At 65.3% G+C, this 16,011-nt stretch carries 18 protein-coding genes; 7 read left to right on the forward strand and 11 right to left on the reverse strand.

Features of this window, described 5'->3' with window-relative positions; translation table 11 throughout:
* Positions 1 to 37 precede the first annotated feature (37 nt).
* Genes M9921_13550 through purL form a run of 6 tightly spaced genes read right to left on the reverse strand, consistent with a single transcriptional unit; the run spans position 38 to position 7,172 of the window.
* Positions 38 to 853 carry an alkaline phosphatase family protein gene (locus tag M9921_13550; GenBank protein MCO5297868.1) on the reverse strand — a complete coding sequence of 272 codons (816 nt, stop codon included), beginning with the start codon at positions 851 to 853 and terminating at the stop codon, positions 38 to 40.
* Between the two features lie 15 nt (positions 854 to 868).
* The gene (gene phoU, locus M9921_13555) at positions 869 to 1,528 is read right to left on the reverse strand and encodes a phosphate signaling complex protein PhoU (GenBank protein MCO5297869.1); all 660 of its coding nucleotides are present in this window, start codon (positions 1,526 to 1,528) and stop codon (positions 869 to 871) included.
* Between the two features lie 44 nt (positions 1,529 to 1,572).
* Positions 1,573 to 2,514 (reverse strand): ABC transporter ATP-binding protein, encoded by a 942-nt coding sequence (locus M9921_13560; protein MCO5297870.1) that lies wholly within the window; start codon positions 2,512 to 2,514, stop codon positions 1,573 to 1,575.
* The gene (locus tag M9921_13565) at positions 2,511 to 3,380 is read right to left on the reverse strand and encodes an NAD(+)/NADH kinase (GenBank protein ID MCO5297871.1); all 870 of its coding nucleotides are present in this window, start codon (positions 3,378 to 3,380) and stop codon (positions 2,511 to 2,513) included. Before M9921_13565 ends, M9921_13560 begins: the two co-directional genes overlap by 4 nt.
* Positions 3,381 to 3,390: 10 nt before the next feature.
* Positions 3,391 to 4,854: a tetratricopeptide repeat protein gene (locus M9921_13570; protein MCO5297872.1), complete on the reverse strand. Its 1,464-nt coding sequence runs from the start codon at positions 4,852 to 4,854 to the stop codon at positions 3,391 to 3,393.
* 23 nt (positions 4,855 to 4,877) lie between these two features.
* On the reverse strand, positions 4,878 to 7,172 hold the full coding sequence (purL, locus tag M9921_13575) for a phosphoribosylformylglycinamidine synthase subunit PurL (protein ID MCO5297873.1): 2,295 nt from the start codon (positions 7,170 to 7,172) through the stop codon (positions 4,878 to 4,880).
* On the opposite strand from purL, the gene M9921_13580 reads away from it, so the two are divergent.
* From M9921_13580 to M9921_13590, 3 genes are read left to right on the forward strand one after another with little or no spacing between them, the layout of a single operon-like run.
* Positions 7,162 to 7,629: a hypothetical protein gene (locus M9921_13580; GenBank protein MCO5297874.1), complete on the forward strand. Its 468-nt coding sequence runs from the start codon at positions 7,162 to 7,164 to the stop codon at positions 7,627 to 7,629. The genes purL and M9921_13580 overlap by 11 nt on opposite strands.
* A 39-nt stretch (positions 7,630 to 7,668) precedes the next feature.
* A complete protein-coding gene (locus M9921_13585) occupies positions 7,669 to 8,217 on the forward strand; it encodes a LemA family protein (protein MCO5297875.1) in 549 nt (182 codons plus the stop codon).
* Positions 8,218 to 8,247: 30 nt separating this feature from the next.
* Entirely contained in the window at positions 8,248 to 8,421 is a 174-nt protein-coding gene (locus M9921_13590) for a hypothetical protein (protein MCO5297876.1), read from the forward strand.
* A 274-nt stretch (positions 8,422 to 8,695) separates the two neighbouring features.
* Here M9921_13590 and M9921_13595 read toward each other — a convergent pair whose 3' ends face one another.
* The 3 genes from M9921_13595 to M9921_13605 are packed head-to-tail and all read right to left on the reverse strand — an operon-like array spanning position 8,696 to position 11,101.
* Positions 8,696 to 9,760: a hypothetical protein gene (locus M9921_13595; protein ID MCO5297877.1), complete on the reverse strand. Its 1,065-nt coding sequence runs from the start codon at positions 9,758 to 9,760 to the stop codon at positions 8,696 to 8,698.
* 21 nt (positions 9,761 to 9,781) lie between these two features.
* Positions 9,782 to 10,711: a hypothetical protein gene (locus M9921_13600; GenBank protein ID MCO5297878.1), complete on the reverse strand. Its 930-nt coding sequence runs from the start codon at positions 10,709 to 10,711 to the stop codon at positions 9,782 to 9,784.
* A 9-nt stretch (positions 10,712 to 10,720) separates the two neighbouring features.
* Positions 10,721 to 11,101 (reverse strand): Rid family detoxifying hydrolase, encoded by a 381-nt coding sequence (locus M9921_13605; GenBank protein MCO5297879.1) that lies wholly within the window; start codon positions 11,099 to 11,101, stop codon positions 10,721 to 10,723.
* Between the two features lie 142 nt (positions 11,102 to 11,243).
* Here M9921_13605 and M9921_13610 point away from each other — a divergent pair, with 142 nt between their 5' ends.
* From M9921_13610 to M9921_13625, 4 genes are all read left to right on the forward strand, one after another.
* Positions 11,244 to 12,050 (forward strand): prepilin-type N-terminal cleavage/methylation domain-containing protein, encoded by an 807-nt coding sequence (locus M9921_13610; protein ID MCO5297880.1) that lies wholly within the window; start codon positions 11,244 to 11,246, stop codon positions 12,048 to 12,050.
* 10 nt (positions 12,051 to 12,060) lie between these two features.
* Positions 12,061 to 12,330, forward strand: a complete 270-nt coding sequence (locus M9921_13615) for a photosystem II reaction center protein PsbN (GenBank protein ID MCO5297881.1) — start codon at positions 12,061 to 12,063, stop codon at positions 12,328 to 12,330.
* Positions 12,331 to 12,417: 87 nt separating this feature from the next.
* Positions 12,418 to 13,593 carry a phosphoglycerate kinase gene (locus M9921_13620; GenBank protein ID MCO5297882.1) on the forward strand — a complete coding sequence of 392 codons (1,176 nt, stop codon included), beginning with the start codon at positions 12,418 to 12,420 and terminating at the stop codon, positions 13,591 to 13,593.
* A 19-nt stretch (positions 13,594 to 13,612) separates the two neighbouring features.
* Positions 13,613 to 14,104 (forward strand): PH domain-containing protein, encoded by a 492-nt coding sequence (locus M9921_13625; protein MCO5297883.1) that lies wholly within the window; start codon positions 13,613 to 13,615, stop codon positions 14,102 to 14,104.
* 3 nt (positions 14,105 to 14,107) lie between these two features.
* Here M9921_13625 and M9921_13630 read toward each other — a convergent pair whose 3' ends face one another.
* Together M9921_13630 and M9921_13635 are read right to left on the reverse strand one after the other, a co-directional pair.
* Complete coding sequence (locus M9921_13630; protein ID MCO5297884.1) at positions 14,108 to 14,566, reverse strand: EVE domain-containing protein; 459 nt, start codon at positions 14,564 to 14,566, stop codon at positions 14,108 to 14,110.
* 237 nt (positions 14,567 to 14,803) lie between these two features.
* A complete protein-coding gene (locus M9921_13635; GenBank protein MCO5297885.1) occupies positions 14,804 to 15,997 on the reverse strand; it encodes a DUF4097 domain-containing protein in 1,194 nt (397 codons plus the stop codon).
* Positions 15,998 to 16,011: the final 14 nt, after the last annotated feature.

Below are 16,011 nucleotides of genomic sequence, written 5' to 3' on the forward strand. Positions count from 1 at the left end.
GATTCATCAAGACGATCCGGGGGCCCGGATGGGTGCATCAGCCCCGGTCCCAAATCTCATCGATCGCGCGGCCCTCCCATTGGCCGTGAAGTTCGATTCCCAAGAGCGAGGCCACGGTCGGCGCCGTGTCGAACAGCCGCACCTGCCGCTCGATGATCCACCCCTTGCGGACGCCCTCGCCGTTGGCGATCCAGGGAACGGTCATATCCTCGTCGCTGTCGGTCCCGTGTGTGCGTTCGTGCCCGCCGTGGTCGCTCAAGACGATGGCGACGTGGGGGCCGGCGGCTTGGCACGCGTCGAGAACATGACGGACGCAACGGTCCGCGTGCGCGATCGCCTTCAGGTAGGGCTCGGACATCCACCCGTTGTCGTGCCCGCACTGGTCGGTGTGTCCGAGGTACACGAACATCAGATCGAAGGCGCCTTCCCTGGCGTGTCGCGCCGCGGCTTCGGCCACGACCCAATCGCCCTCCGGCACATCGGAGCGTGCGTGCAGGTACGCCACGTCAAGGCTGGACGGGTCGCACAAGTCGCGCAGCTCGCCCCAGTTGTAGAACATGCCGGTGCGCAGCCCTGCCGCGTGGGCGACGTCGATCACGCTGGGGACGGGGCGAGCCAGCGGGTGCCACACGTTGTCCGTGATTCCGTGCCGGGGCACATCGACGCCCCGAAAGATCGACGTATGGCACGGCAACGTCACAGAGGGGAGCACCGATCGCCCCGTCATCGTCGACGCCCCCTCGGCGGTGAGCCGGTCGAGCGTAGGCGTATCGGCCCGTTGCAGCGCATCGGGCCGCAGTCCGTCGATCGAGAAGATCGTCACCCTGGGCATCATTCGCTTCGTCGTCGCCACCCGGCGACCATACCTCTACTCGCTCTTGTGCGAACTGGCGAGTTGCTCGAGCTTGCCGGTGACCATGAAGGACACGCGCTCGGCGATGTTGACGGCGTGGTCGGCGACGCGTTCGAGATGGTGGATCGAAAGCAGCAGCCACGACGCCGCCACGTCTTCGTCGGGATGCTCCCGCATGCGGTTGTGGATCTGGCCCCGCAGCGTGCGGTAGAGGTCGTCCACCTCGTCGTCCATCCGGCAAACCTGGGCGACGATCTCCAAGTCCCGCCGGACGAACGCGTCCAGAGACAGGCGAAGCATGTGGAGGGCGACGTCGGCCATCTTGCGCAGGTCGATGAAGTCGGTCGTCCCCAAATCGCCCTCGACTTTGCGCGCAGTCTTGGCGATGTCGACGGCGAGATCGCCGATGCGCTCAAGGTCCGTGATCATCTTCATCGAGGTCCCGATGACCCGCAGATCGCCCGCCATGGGCTGCTGCAGCGCCAGCAGACGCAAACACCGCCCCTCGATTTCGATGTCCAACCGATCGACGACGTCATCGGAGCGAACGACCTCGTTCGCGGCCTCGACGTCCAACGCGCAAAGGGCATCCACGGCCCGCACGACCATGGTGTCGGCCAAACTGCCCATTTCGAGCAGCGACCGTTCCAAGGCCTGAAGTTCTTCTTCAAGCACGTGTCGGGCGTGGGGGGAGGTGTCCATCGTGATTCAGCGCACTGCTAAGGACGGTTGCCGACGGCCTCTGGATTCGTTTCGGGGTGGTGGCAACGGAATCGTCGATCCTCGATCACGGTTGGCTGGGGATCGATTTCGAGACAGTCGGCGGCCGCGCGCGGACAGCGGCCCGCGAATCGGCAACCGGGGAAACGCGTGCGGGGATCCGGCAACTCGCCCGGCAACGGGTCGGGGAGCGTGCGAAGCTTGTCCAGGGTCGGCGCGGACTCGAGGAGCGCCTTGGTGTACGGGTGCCGGGGACTGGTGAAGATCGCCTCGGTCGGCCCCTCCTCCACCACCTTGCCCAAGTACATCACCGCGACGCGCGTGGCGAGAAACCGCACCGTCAGCAAGTCGTGCGAAATGTAGAGAAACGAGCATCCGCGACTCGCCTGGACGTCCCGCAGGAGATTGAGTATCTGCGCGCGAATGCTGAGGTCGAGAGCAGCCGTGGGCTCGTCGCAGATCACCAGAGGCGGTTTGAGGGCGAGCGCACGGCCGATCGCGACGCGCTGGCGCTGTCCGCCGCTCAACTGGTGGGGATACCGCCCGACGTAGGCGGGATCGAGGCCCACCTCTTGGAAGATCTCCTCGGCAGAGCCCGATTTGCCCATCACGGAAAGCGGTTCGAGCACGGAGCGGCCCACGCTCCAGCGCGGATCGAGGCTTGCGTAGGGATCCTGCCACACGATTCCCACCTTTTCGGCGATGCGGCGCGGCGTACCGAGGATGCGCTTCCCGTCCATTTCGAGCCAGCCCGCCGTCAGCGGCTGCAACCCGAGGATCACGCGGGCAAGCGTCGTCTTCCCACAGCCCGATTCGCCGACCACCGCAAGGGTCTCGCCTCGGTCCACTCGGAGCGAGACGCCGTCGAGGGCCCGAATCACCCCGCCGGGGGCGGTGAACTCGACGACCGCATCCTCGACCTCGACGAGAGGTGCGCTCAAGCCTCGCCCCCCCAACCGTCCGGAAGGCGCCTTCCCCACAAGAGGCGCTCTCGCAGCTTGATGAGGAAGTCGTCCTTTTCCAGCCGGATCAATCGGGTGACCCGGGTCGAGCGACGGACCTTCACGAGGTCCCCGCTCAGCAGGTGCAGCCGCGTCTGCCCATCTCCGGACAAAATCGCATCGCCCTCGGTTTCGATCGCCAGTTCGACGACGGAGTCCGGACCCAAAACCAAGGGGCGAACGCTCAGGGTGTGGGGCGCGATCGCCGTCACGAGGATGGCGCGCACGACCGGATCGACGATGGGGCCGCCCGCCGACAGGCTGTATCCGGTCGACCCCGTCGGCGTCGAGACCATGACCCCGTCCGCCGGATAGTGCGAGATGTTGCGTCCGTCGACCGTGACCCGGAACGTCATCATGCGGGCCGTCACGTCTCGTTGCAAACTGATCTCGTTGAGGGAATGGAGGCTGGCGATGACCGAACCCGCGCGCAGGAGTTCGGTGTGGAGCATCATGCGCTCCTCCAGCAGCGCCCGCCCATCGAAGAAGTCGCTCAGGCAGGCGCCGATCTCCGATCCGGAACACTGGGTCACAAACCCGAAGCGGCCGTAGTAGACGCCCAGAATCGGGGTGCCGCGCTCCGAGCATGCGTTCGCGGCCCGAATCAGGGTCCCGTCGCCCCCGAAGGTGATCACGAGGTCGGCTTCGGAAAACGCCTCCAAAGCCACGGCATCGACCCCCAGAAGGGAGGCCGACTCGTGGTCGGCCCCGACGCCGACGCCGCGCGAGATGAGCATCGCGACGGTTTCACGCGCCGCGTCCAGCGCGTCCGACCGCTGATTGTTGACGAGCAGGTGGATTTGCAATCTGCTGCTCTCAGCCCGCCTTCATGCGCGCCAGGTTCTTCCGAATCTCTTCGTTCTCAGGATCGACTTTCGCCCCCTGCTCGAGAACCTTGATCGCTTCGGGGCGCTTGTTCGCCTTCTCCAAAACGAGCGCTAGGTTGTTGTACGCGGGACCGAACTTCGAGTCGAGCTGGATGCTGGAGCGGAACTCCCCCTCGGCCTCGTCGAGCTTCAACGCCCGCAGTTGGTAGAGGCCCAATCCGTTGTGCGCTTCGGCCTGCGCGGACTTGTCGTACTTCTCCATCATCAGCACCTGGCTGTAGTGGTAGCGGGCCCCGTCGTAGTCCTGCCGCTGCCAAAGCGCGTTGGCGAGATTCAACCGAACCCGCGTGTGGGAAGGAACCACGTGAAGGATCTCCTTCCACTCGTCCACCGCGCGATCGATTTGGCCGGCCTTGGCGCGCGCGGCGGCGAGGCTGATCTTGTAGTTGATCTGATCCGGTGCCAGCCCGGCGAGTTTCTCGAAGTGGGTCACGGCCTGCTCGTAATCTTCGTTTTGATAGACCAGAAGCCCGAGGTTGTTCAGGGTGTCCAGATCGGTGGGGTTCAGTTCGAGGGCCTTGTGGTAGGCCTCGTACGCGCCGCGCGGATCGCCCGCCTCGGACCTGAGGACGCCGAGGTTGTACCAAAACGACGCGTCGTTCTGCATGGGCTCGCCCAGGGTCTCGTACAAGGCGAGCGCCTCGAGCTTTCGGTTCGAGGCGGTATAGGCGTTGGCCAGCGCCATGGTGAGCGCGGCGTCCTTCTTGTTCAGGTCGTGCGCACGCTCGAGATAGGGGAGCGCCGTGGCGGTATTGCGAACGCGCAGGTATGCGAACCCCGCGTTGCGGGCGAACGTCGCGTTGTCCTTCACCAGGTTCGACGCCTTGGCGAACTCGAGTGCCGATTGATCGGCCATCTGCTTGCCTTCGTAGGCCACCCCGAGGTTGTTGTGCACGTAGGGGTCGTTCGGGCTGAGTTGGGTGGCCCTCGTGTAGGCGCGGATCGCCTCGTCCCAGCTCTTTCGCCGAAGGTGGATGTTGCCGATGTTGTACCAAGGCTCGAACATCGACGGCTTCATCTCCGTGATCTGGGTGTACCGGCCGAGCGCCTTGTCGAGCTGGTCCGTGGCGAGGTAGGCGTTCCCAAGATTGTTGATGACCTCGAGGTCGTCGGGGCGCATGGCGGCCGCCTTTTCGAGGAGGGGGACGGACTCCTTCGCGCGATCGCCGCGGAGGTAGAGGAATCCGAGCCAGGCGAGCACGTCTTTGTGGTCGGGGTGCTTGGCGTAGAGCTGCTCGAACGCTTCCGTGGCCGCCTGCACGTTGTTGCTTTTGTAGAGGTTGACCGCGTCCACTACCTGGAGCTGGATCTGGCGCGCGTCCTCCTGCGCAGAGGCCGGCGAACCGGCAAGCGCCAGCGCGCCGACGACGAGGGAAAGCAGGAAGTTCTTCATGACCAATTTCCAACCAGCATGACTCATTTTACATAGCCCCCGGATTCGACGACCGGCCCCGACGCCATGAGCGAGGGGATCGCTCCCTGGTACGCGGCGCGCATTCGAACGCCATCGATCGCGATCGATTGGCCCCGTGCGGCGAGGGCAAGCCCATCTCCCGGAGCGTAGGTGCCGAGGAGTTGCATGGAGAGCCCGTGCCCGGCGCAGAGCTCCTCCACCTCCTTCAGACGCGCCGGATCGAGCGCCACCAGCGCCCGCCCCGGGATTTCTCCAAAAAAGGCCTCGGTGGCCGATTCGGCGTAGGCGAAGGCGGGCCCTTCCAGGTTCGCCTCCACGTAGTGTCCGGCCATCGCGATTTCCGCGGCGGCGAACGCTGCGCCGCCTTCCGAAACGTCGTGCGCCGACGCGACGAGTCCCCGGGTCGCGAGCGCCTCGAGGAACCGGTGGAGACGCACCTCCCCTTCCAGGAAGGGTGGTACCGGCAGTCCATCCTCCTGCCCGCAGACCAGGGCGGCAAATGCGCTGGCGCCAAGACCACCCTGCCGCACCTCGACTTCGGGAACGGAGAGCAGCGCCAGCGCGCCCTGGCCCACGGGGGGCGCCAGGCGCAGCGCCTGATCGACGTCCTCGATCACACCCAACATCCCTATGAGCGGTGTCGGCGGAATCTCGCCGCGGTCGCTCTGGTTGTAGAAGCTGACGTTGCCGCTGATCACGGGCGTCCCCAGCGCTTCTGCCGCCTTGGCGATGCCTTGGACCGACTCCCGGAACTGCCAGAACACTTCTGGATTCTGCGGATTTCCGTAGTTGAGGCCGTCGGTGACGGCCCTGGGCCGCGCGCCGGTGCACGCGACGTTCCGCGCCGCCTCGCACACGACCAGCTGCCCCCCCACGAAGGGATCGAGGCGCACGACGCGCTCGTTCCCGTCGAGGGTCAGTGCCAGCCCGCGCTGCGTTCCACGCGGGGCAAGCACGGCGGCGTCGGCGGAGCCGGGGCCGGCGGCCGTTTGCGTCTGCACGTCTTGGTCGTACTGCTCGTACACCCATCGCTTGCTCGCAAGGCTCGGATGCGCGAGCAGCTCCACCAGGGCTTCCGCGGGATCCCGGTTGGGGAGCGTCCGCGGATCGAACCGCTGGGCGTCGCGGTGGCTTTGGGGTTCTGTCGCCTCGGCCTCGTAGGTCGGACATCGATCGGCCAGCAGCTCCGCGGACACGCTGGCTTCGACGTGGCCGTGGCGGGTGACGACCGTGAGCGGCTCGGCGGTCACGTGCCCGATCACCACTGCGGGAACGCCCCACTTCTCGAAGATCGCGATGACCTCGCCCTCGCGGCCACGGCTGGCGACCGCGAGCATCCGCTCCTGGCTTTCCGAGAGCATGAGTTCGTAGCCGCTCATGTCGCTCTCGCGCATGGGCACCAGGTCCAGATCGACCTTCATCCCCACGCCGCCTTTGGCGGACATCTCGATCGTGGAGCACGTCAGCCCCGCGGCGCCCATGTCTTGGATAGCGACGATGGCTCCGGTCGCGAGCGCCTCCAGCGTGGCCTCGATGAGCTGCTTCTCGGCGAAGGGGTCTCCGATCTGGACGTTCGGGCGCTTGGACTCGCCTTCCTCGTCCAAGGTATCGCTGGCGAACGTCGCGCCGTGGATCCCGTCGCGGCCCGTCGCAGACCCGAGATAGAGCACCGGGTTGCCCTCGCCGGCCGCTCCGGACGTGGTGAGCTCCTCGTGGCGCAGCAGCCCGACGCACATCGCGTTGACCAGCGGGTTGCCGCTGTAATCGCGATGGAAGGCGACTTCGCCGCCCACGGTGGGAACGCCCACGCAGTTGCCGTAACCCGCGATGCCAGCGACGACGTGATCGAAAAGGTACCGGTTGCGGCGCACGACGTCGGGGGGCGCTTCCCCGTCGCGGATGGGCCCGAAGCGAAGCGAGTTCAGCGACGCGATCGGGCGGGCTCCCATCGTCAGGATGTCGCGGATGATCCCGCCGACCCCGGTCGCAGCTCCCTGGTAGGGTTCGACCGCCGACGGATGGTTGTGGGATTCGACCTTCATGGTGACGGCCAGGCCGTCGCCGATGTCCACGACCCCGGCGTTCTCAAAGCCCTGGCCCTCGAGCGCTTCCTTGTACTTGGCGAACGCCGCGAGCACGGGGCGCGAATACTTGTAGCCGCAGTGTTCGCTCCACATCACGGCGAACATGCCCAATTCGGTGTAGGAGGGCTCGCGGCCCAGCAGTTCGAGGATCAGCGAGTACTCGCCGGTCGTGAGTCCCATCGACGTGTACACTTCGGGAGTGATGGCGGGCATCGGACCGATTATATCCGCCGGCAGGGTCGTGTTCCTCGGGGGCGTGTTGGCGCTGGTCTTGCTCGCCTGCTCGCGCTCGGGCCCGACGTTCCAGTGGGAGGGAACGTGGCGCGGCCAGCGCCCGATTCCCAACGCGGGGGACAACCCGACGGTCGCCGCCACCTTGGGGCGCGTCGAGGTGACGCTTCACCCCAACGGCACCTTCGACCTCTTCGAGGCGGGACTCCCCAAGTCCGGATCGTTCCACGTCCACGAAGGCATCGCCCTGCTCAAGGTCGACCGCTTCCTCGATCGACCGATCGCCGACCAGGGGTCCGCGGCAGAGGCGATGAACGAGGAACTTCGATTGACGCCCCTCGAAGACGGGGCGCTCCTCTACTCGGATCCGCGCGGTTTCGACCGCGAACCGATCCGCCTCGAGAGGCTCTCTGCAACCCCTCCCGACACGAAGTCGTAACCCATTCCAGCCCTTGCAGGGCAGGAGTAACCGCACACTATGATTTGGGTCTTGATCGCGATCCTCGCCGTCGTGCTCTTCGCGAGCATCGGCATCTACAACGGCCTCGTCTCCCTCCGCCAGCAGACCTCGAACGCCTGGGGCCAGATCGACGTGCAGCTCAAACGCCGCTACGACCTGATTCCAAACCTGGTCGAGACGGTGAAAGGCTACATGAAGCACGAGCAGGACACCCTGGAGAAGGTCATCCAGGCCCGCAACACGGCGCTCAGCGCGACCGGTGTCAAGGAGAAGGCGGCCGCGGAGAACCAGGTGGCCATGGCGCTCGGCGGCGTCTTCGCGTTGGCGGAGGCCTACCCCGATCTGAAGGCCAACCAGAACATGCTCACCCTGCAGGAAGAGCTTCGCAGCACCGAAAATAAGATCTCGTTCGCACGGCAGTACTACAACGACATCGTCACGGCGTACAACACCAAGACCGAGCAGTTTCCGTCGAGCATCTTCGCCGCCGCGGGAGGATTCAAGCCGAAGGAGCTGTTCGAGATCGAGGACGCGACGCAGCGAGAACCGGTACAGGTGAAGTTCTAGATTCGGCCGTCGATCGGGAATAACTCCGACATGGCCTTGTTGATCGTGCTCTACACCTTGTGCGCCGTGGTCTTCTACAAGTGGCTGACGGCCACGGCCGGCGAAGCCGAAACGGGTTGGGACGAAGCGACCCATCCCGCGGCGCCCAGCGCCGAGGTGTACGAGCTGTTCCCCGCCGAGCAGACCGGCCGCAAAGCCGCCTGACGTCAGGCTGCCCCTGGGAGTGCGCGAGCTTGCTCGTCGCCCTGTCCACGAGCGGCTTGCCGCGAGTTCCGTCTGCCGAGCAAGCTCGGCTGGGAAGGGCGGCGCGCGAGCGCGCGCACTCCCACACGCTTTGCGCCGGGGGCTGCCCCTGGGAGTGCGCGAGCTTGCTCGTCGCCCTGTCCACGAGCGGCTTGCCGCGAGTTCCGTCGGCCGAGCAAGCTCGGCTGGGAAGGGCGGCGCGCGAGCGCGCGCACTCCCAGGGGGACCCTGGGCGTCAACAGGCGTTGGCGGCTTGCTTGCGCGCGTTCCGCGCGCGCTGGATCGCCTCTTCGTCCACCGCGCGCTCGAACGACCGAAATCCCGCCAGCGCGAATCCGTGCTTGGCCGCGAGCCGCAGCGTCTCTTCCACCTGCTCGACCGATACGTCCTTCCCGAGCGTGAAGCTCTCGGGCCGATCGTCCAGCGCGAGCATCATCGTTTCGCTCATGCACGCGTAAGCCGTCTTGGGCGGGAAGCCGAAGTCGAAACCGAACTCCACGTCCCCCGGCACGCTTACCACGCCGCCTTCGATGACCAGCACGTCCGGACGCTCCCTGCCGACGCGCACCGAGACGTCTCGGGGGCGGGCCACGTCGCAGACGATGCACCCCGGCTTCAGATGCTCCGGAAGAATGACCGCCGCGTCGCTCGAAGTCACGGTGATGATGGCGTCCGCCTCACGGATGCGGGCGATGTCCGTGGTCGCCTCGGCACCCTCCACCTGCTCGGCGGCGGCGCGGGTACGATCCAAGTCGCGGCCGATGAGAATCGTGCGGGCAAACCGCCGCCCGAGGACGATCGCGCACGTCTTGCCGATCGATCCCGTGGCGCCGACGACCGCCAGAACGCTCGCGCCAGGGTCGATTCCGAGCAGTTCGCACGCGTGGAGCGTGCCCTCGATCGCGGTGGCCGTCGTGTAGCTGTTGCCGGTCGTGACGGCGAGGGGCGTGCGCTGCGCGATCGTGATGCCTCCGTCGCCCACGACGCTGGTGAAGGCGCCGAGGCCGATGATCTGCGCGCCCAGCCCTTCCGCCAACTTGCAGCACTCTCCGATGCGCTTGTAGACGAACTCGAGAGGCAGCGTCGTCATCTGCTTGGGGGTCAGCGGACACCCGATGAACCAGCCGACCGTCTCCGCACCGGTGATGGACCGAACGCCCCGTATCTCGCTGACCACGATGGGATGCTTGCGTTTGAGGATCGCCTCGATCAGGCGCTCCGGCAGGTAGCGGAAGATCGGGTATTTCCGCGCGGCGGACCGCGGGGTCAGCGGGTGCACGATGAAGGCGAATTTGGTCAAATCGCGGGCTCTCCGGTGAACCTAAAAGGTTCCCGACTGTACCTCAGGCTTTGCCAACTCCAGCACGTTCGGCTTCCATCCGAGAAGCTCCAGGGCCTCGAGGTAGTCCGACTCCGACAACGCTTCCGGGCGCTTTCCAAGCGCGGCGACGAGCACCCCTTCCATGACGTTGGTGGCGAACGTCTCGCCCCCCATCACGGGCGTCGTCGTGATCACCCGGCTCACTCCCGCCCCGGCCAGCCACTCGAGGTCCGCCTTCCGCAGCGTCTGAGTCAAGATGGTCTTTCCCGTCAAGTCGTCGGGCGCGTACCGCTTGATGAAGTGCCAGTCCCCGCAAATCAGCTCTGCTTCCCGGAAGGCCCACTCGAACTTGGGCGTGCGGGAGTCCTGCTTCTCGCCCGTCGGATAGAACCACTTGAAGGGCAACCGGGTGATCAGAGGCAGCGACAAGGCGCCGATCCACTTCACCGTGCGGTAGCTGCGCACCCGGATCGGCACGCCGATCGCGAACATCAGATCGCCGAAGACCGTGTCCGCACCGGCCTCCACCAAGGCCTGAGCCATGCCGAATCGGTCGACCGCCGACACGAGCAGGACCTTCAGGCCTTGAAACGCGACCGTCCCTTCGCGTCGGAGCGTCCGGATCGTTTCGCGCTCCAGCGTGTGCTTCAGGCCCGATCCATCGACGACGGGGGTGGTCTTGGCCCCCGCCACCAGCTTCGCGATCTGGCGAAACGTGTAGCGCTTCTCTCCCACGACGACGTAAAGATCGGCTCCGCCGATTCCCAACGCGTCGACCTTGCCGTCCAGTTCGGTGAACAACGCGGCGAACTTGTCGAGATCGCCGTCGGTGCCGCGGCGTTCGATGCGGAAAGCGTGGCCCAACACCTCGACCTCGTGGACTTTGTCGCGCTTGCTCGAACCGAGACTCACAGAGACGACGTGCTTCACGGCTTCACCTCAGAAGACGGCGATGCCGTCGATTTCAACGTCCACACCCTTGGGAAGGCCGGCAACGGCAACGGTGGCCCGCGCCGGCGGTTCGGCATCGAACATCGCCCCATAAACCTCGTTCACGACGCCGAAGTGGTCCATGGAGCTGAGATAGATCGTCGTCTTCACCAAGTTCTGGGGTCCCAAGCCGGCCTGCTGGAGCACGGCCTTGAGGTTCTGTACGACCTGATGCGCCTGGTCGCGCACCTCGCCCTCGACCAGCGACCCGTCCGCGCGCAACGGGATCTGGCCGCTGAGAAACAGGAACCTGCCTTCGGCGGCGACCGCCTGGCTGTAAGGCCCAATCGCCGCCGGGGCGTTGGGGGTGGAGACGGTCGAGCGCTGCATGCGCGAAGGTTACCACCAGGTCGAAATGCCTGGGCTGCGCCATCGAACCTCCGCCAGGTGTTCGTTGGCGCCGGATTCGTGTTATCCTGTAAGGGATCCTCGACGGGTCAAACCGCAATCATCCTGTTTTGAGGGGGTTTTGATGAAAAAAAGAGTTGCATTCACGCTCATTGAGTTGTTGGTGGTGATCGCGATCATCGCGATCCTCGCTGCGATCCTGTTCCCTGTGTTCGCGCAGGCGAAAGCCGCCGCGAAGAAGATCACGTGCGTTTCGAACCACAAGCAAATCTTGCTGGCGACGCAGATGTACCTGACCGACTTCGATGACAAGTTCCATCGAATTCGCAACGGCGCGTTTAATTCGGCCTGTTCGAACGACATCACGTGCGACCAGGTGATCGGCGCCGAAGACATGCTGATGCCGTACATAAAGAACCAGGGCATTTGGAAGTGCCCGAGCGATCCGGTCGTCCGCGACGACTGCACGGGTCCTGGCGGCACGTGGTTCGATATCAGCTACTCGTTTACGCACCACCAGGGTGGAACCTACGAGGACACCGATACGTTCGGCACGTGCGCGTACTACGAGACCGAGGATTCGGTCAACGGTTCGCAGATGGGCGCCCCTGCGGGGACGATCATCATGTACGAGCTGTGGACTTCGATCTCCTACGGTCGGTACCAATCCTATTGGCGCTGGAACAACCGAGACATCGCCAACCCGGCATGGCCCGACTATCCGCAGTACATCACCATCAACTGGTGTGGACAGAGCAACGAGAAGATCACGATGGGGATCCACCAAAGCCAGATGAACTTTGGTTTTGCGGACGGCCACGTGAAGTCCCTCAAGCGCACGAGCATCATGCAGTGGCCGTGGGATGCCGCCGCCATCGCTGCGGGCGCGAAGAACCTCATCCACTTCAGCGACCGGTTCCAGAAGAGCTAGGCAGGTTCAATTGAACGACGACAGCAAGAAGCTCACCTGGACCATCATCGCCGCGATCGCCGTTCTCGTCGCGGGGTTCTCGATCTACCGATCGTTTGCCCCTCCGGCTGAGGAGAGCATTGGCACGCTGGACATCCAAAAGGAGGGTGCGCCGAGAGGCGCGACCCGCGGACCCACCGATTTGCCGAAGGAGCCTGCGAAGCAGGCCCAGACGACAAATCCCGACGCCGGGGATATCCTCAGCGGAGCTCCACCGGACGCCATTCCCCCCGGGGGATAGGCTTTCGAGGGAAGGCGGCGCCTCTTCGGGCGCCGCCTTTTTTGTTGCTTTCGCACCCGCCGTCCAAGCGGGTAACTTCAGCACGCGATGGCATTCCACAAACTCTCCGTCTCCGACATGGATGTCACCGGCAAGCGAGTGCTGGTGCGGTGTGATTTCAACGTTCCGCTCCAAGACGGTGCGATTACCGACGATCGTCGGATCGTCGAAGCGCTCCCCACCATCCGCTATCTGCTGGGGCGTGACGCGTCCGTGATCCTGTGCAGTCATCTGGGCCGCCCGAAGGGCGTGACACCCGCCCTCTCGCTGGCCCCCGTCGCCGAACGCCTCGGCGAGCTGTTAGGGCAGCCCGTCCCGCTGCTTCCCGACTGCGTCGGTCCCGATGTGGAAGAGGCTTGTCTCGAACTGCATCCCCGCCAGATCGTGCTTCTTGAGAATCTTCGCTTCCATCCCGAGGAGGAACAGAACGACCCCGCCTTCGCGGCCCAACTTGCCAAGCCGGCCCAGGCGTATGTGAACGACGCGTTCGGAACCGCCCATCGGGCCCATGCATCGACCGAAGGCGTCGCCCACCTGCTGCCAGGCGCCGCGGGCTTTCTCGTCCAGAAGGAGATCGACTTCCTTGGCACCGCCCTCGAGTCGCCGGGGCACCCGTTCGTCGCCGTTCTGGGGGGAGCCAAGGTCAAGGACAAGATCGCGGTCATCGATGCCCTTCTCCCCAAGGTGGATCGACTGATCATCGGGGGCGGGATGGCCTTCACCTTCCTCAAAGCCCAGGGCTTCGAAATCGGCAAGTCCCTGCTGGACGAATCGCATCTGGAGTACGCCGCGGCGACGCTCAAGGCCCATGGCGACAAGCTGATGCTGCCCACCGATGTCGTCGCCACCGGGGAGTTGGCTCCCGATGCGCCCCACCACGTGGTCGCGGCGGACTCGATCCCGGCCGACGAACTGGGCGCCGACATCGGACCAGCGAGCACCGAAGCGTTCGCGGAGGTCATCCGCTCGGCACAGACCGTGGTGTGGAACGGTCCGATGGGAGTGTTCGAAATGGCGGCCTTTGCCCATGGGACGCGCGGCGTGGCCAAGGCGATGGCGGAGTGCTCCGGCACCACGATCGTGGGAGGCGGAGATTCGGCGGCTGCGATCGAGCAGTTCGGATTCGCCGACCGCGTCAGCCACGTGAGCACCGGAGGCGGCGCGAGTCTGGAGTTTCTCGAGGGCAAGGTCCTTCCGGGCATCGCGGCCCTTCAAGACGCCTGAAGGACCTCATAATGGGGTCATGAGAACCTACGCAGCGCCGTGGGGTTGGCCGCTGATCGTCATCTCGGCGCTCAGCACGCTGGTGTTCCTTGGCGGGACGGTGCTCGTCTCGGTCGCGCCGCTCCATGGCGGGCAGTACGTGATTGCCGCATGCCTTCTGGCGACGCTCTTCGGGTCGCTTCTGTTCACCATTCGAGGCTACAGCTTGGAGTCGGGTCGGCTGTTCATCCACCGGCTCCTGTGGCGGACGGAAATCGGCCTTCAGGGCCTGAAGGAGGTGGTCGCCGATCCCAACGCCATGCGCGGAAGCATCCGCTCGTTCGGCAACGGAGGGCTCTTCTCGATCTCGGGCTACTTCTGGAGTCGGTCCCAGGGATCCTTCCGAGCTTGGGTCACCGACATGCACAAGACCGTGATCCTGCGGTTCGAGGATCGGACGCTCGTGCTTTCGCCCGCCGAGCCCGAACGATTTGCGGAGGATCTCCGCAAGGCGCGCCACCTCGACGGGTAGCTCCTACTTCTCCCCCAGCTTCAGGACGATCTGCCACTCCTTCTCGGTCACCGGCAGAACGCTCAGACGCTGGCCCTTGCGGATCACCAGCATCTCCTCGAGTCCGGGCGTCTCACGGAGCTCCGCAAGCGAAACCACGCGGTTGAGTTTGGAGAGGAATTTCACGTCCCGCACCAACCAACGGGGGTTGTCTTTCGGGCTCTTGGGGTCGAAGTAGTGGCTGGACTCATCGAACTGTGTGGGATCGGGGTACGCCTCGCTCACTATCTCCATGGTGCCAACCACGCCGCTTGGATTCGAGTTCGAGTGGTAGAAGAACGCCTTGTCTCCGATCTTCATGGCGTCCCTGAAGTAGTTGCGAACGGTGTAGTTGCGGCAACCCTCCCACATGTTCACGCCCTCCTTCTCGAGGTCGTCGATGCCGTACGTCTCCGGCTCGGACTTCATCAGCCAATAGCCCATGGGGGAAGGATACCGTCGGAGAGTCGGCGGGTGGCCGAAGCCACCCCGCCGTTCACCAAAGCCTGGTGCCACGCCCGCTGGACGGGCGTGCCCAAGCTACACGCAGACCCGGGTGCCACGCCCGCTGGACGAGCGTGCCCAAGCTACACGCAGACCCGGGTGCCACGCCCGCTGGACGGGCGTGCCCAAACTACACGCAGACACGGGTGCCACGCCCGCTGGACGGGCGTGCCCAAGCTACACGCCGTTCGGGCCGGAGTCGCGCAGCTTCAGCGAAATGTCGCCGCTGACCGCGCTTGCGTCGAGCGTGCCGCCCCCCTCGCCGAGATGGCCGGTGATCCGACCTTCGGACCGGGCCTCGTCCTCAAGCTCCAGCTCGCAGGTCACCGCTCCGCGCAGGGTGGACAGGGCGACGCGGCAGTCCGAGCCGTCCATCACGCTCAGGTCGACCGACCCGTTCACCGTCCGCACGTTGAGGCTGCCTGTGATGGCCTCCGGCATATCGGCGCGCACGTCTCCCGAGACCGTCTCGACGGAGATCGTCTTGCCCGAGCAGTTCTCGAGCAGGACGTCGCCGCTCGCGGTGCGGGCATTCAGGTTGCCTTTCAGTCCGCGCAGTTTCAGATCGCCCGACTTGTTCTCGACCACGAGGCCGCTGGTGGTGGACTCCTCGATGAGCAGGTCGCCGCTCTGAGAGGTCACCTCGATGGTCCCATTCAGCCCTCGCAGATGGATGTCGCCCGACCGGTTGATCACGCGGCAGCCCGCACTCGTGTCCAGAATGCTCACATCACCGGCTTCGGCGTGTACCGAGAGTGCCACTCCGTTGGGAAGTTGGACCTCCAGGTCCACGCTCAGGCCGGACACGTCGGGCTGGCGAATGAGGATCTGGCTGTCGCTCTCCTCGAGGATGAGGGTGTACTCCTCGGCCTTGACGCGCGCCTCGTCGGGATCGTTGCCCCGGACGTGCGCCTTGGCCGTGACCGAGCCCGCGTCGAATCCCCCGACGACCTTGATGTCGCCGCGCGCGTTCTCGATGCGCAACGACTTGCCCTCCGATACCTGAAGGGGCATCGTGAGCTCCTTGGTCTCGACGGCACTGAACCATGGCCAGCCGAACTGGCCCTTCTTGATCTGTTCGACGCCGATCCGGAGCCCTTCGAGGCCCTTCTTGGCCGAACTGCGAACCTGCTTGGACACCTCGTTCCAGTTCACGGAGTCGGTGGCTTCGCGGCCGAGCTTGTCGATCGCGTCGACGAGGTTCTTGAACGGATCCTTCATGCCTGCCGTCGCCTCGGGCGGCGGCGGTGGGGGCGTGGCGCCCGCGGCCTCCTCGGCCTCGGCACCCTCCGAGCTCTCGGCGCTTAGGAAAGCGTCGATCAACTCGGCGCCATCTTCTGCGCTCAACTTCCCTTCTTGGACCAACTTCATGATCCTGCGGACTT

It is taken from the genome of Fimbriimonadaceae bacterium (assembly GCA_023957775.1).
Lineage (GTDB): Bacteria > Armatimonadota > Fimbriimonadia > Fimbriimonadales > Fimbriimonadaceae > JAMLGR01.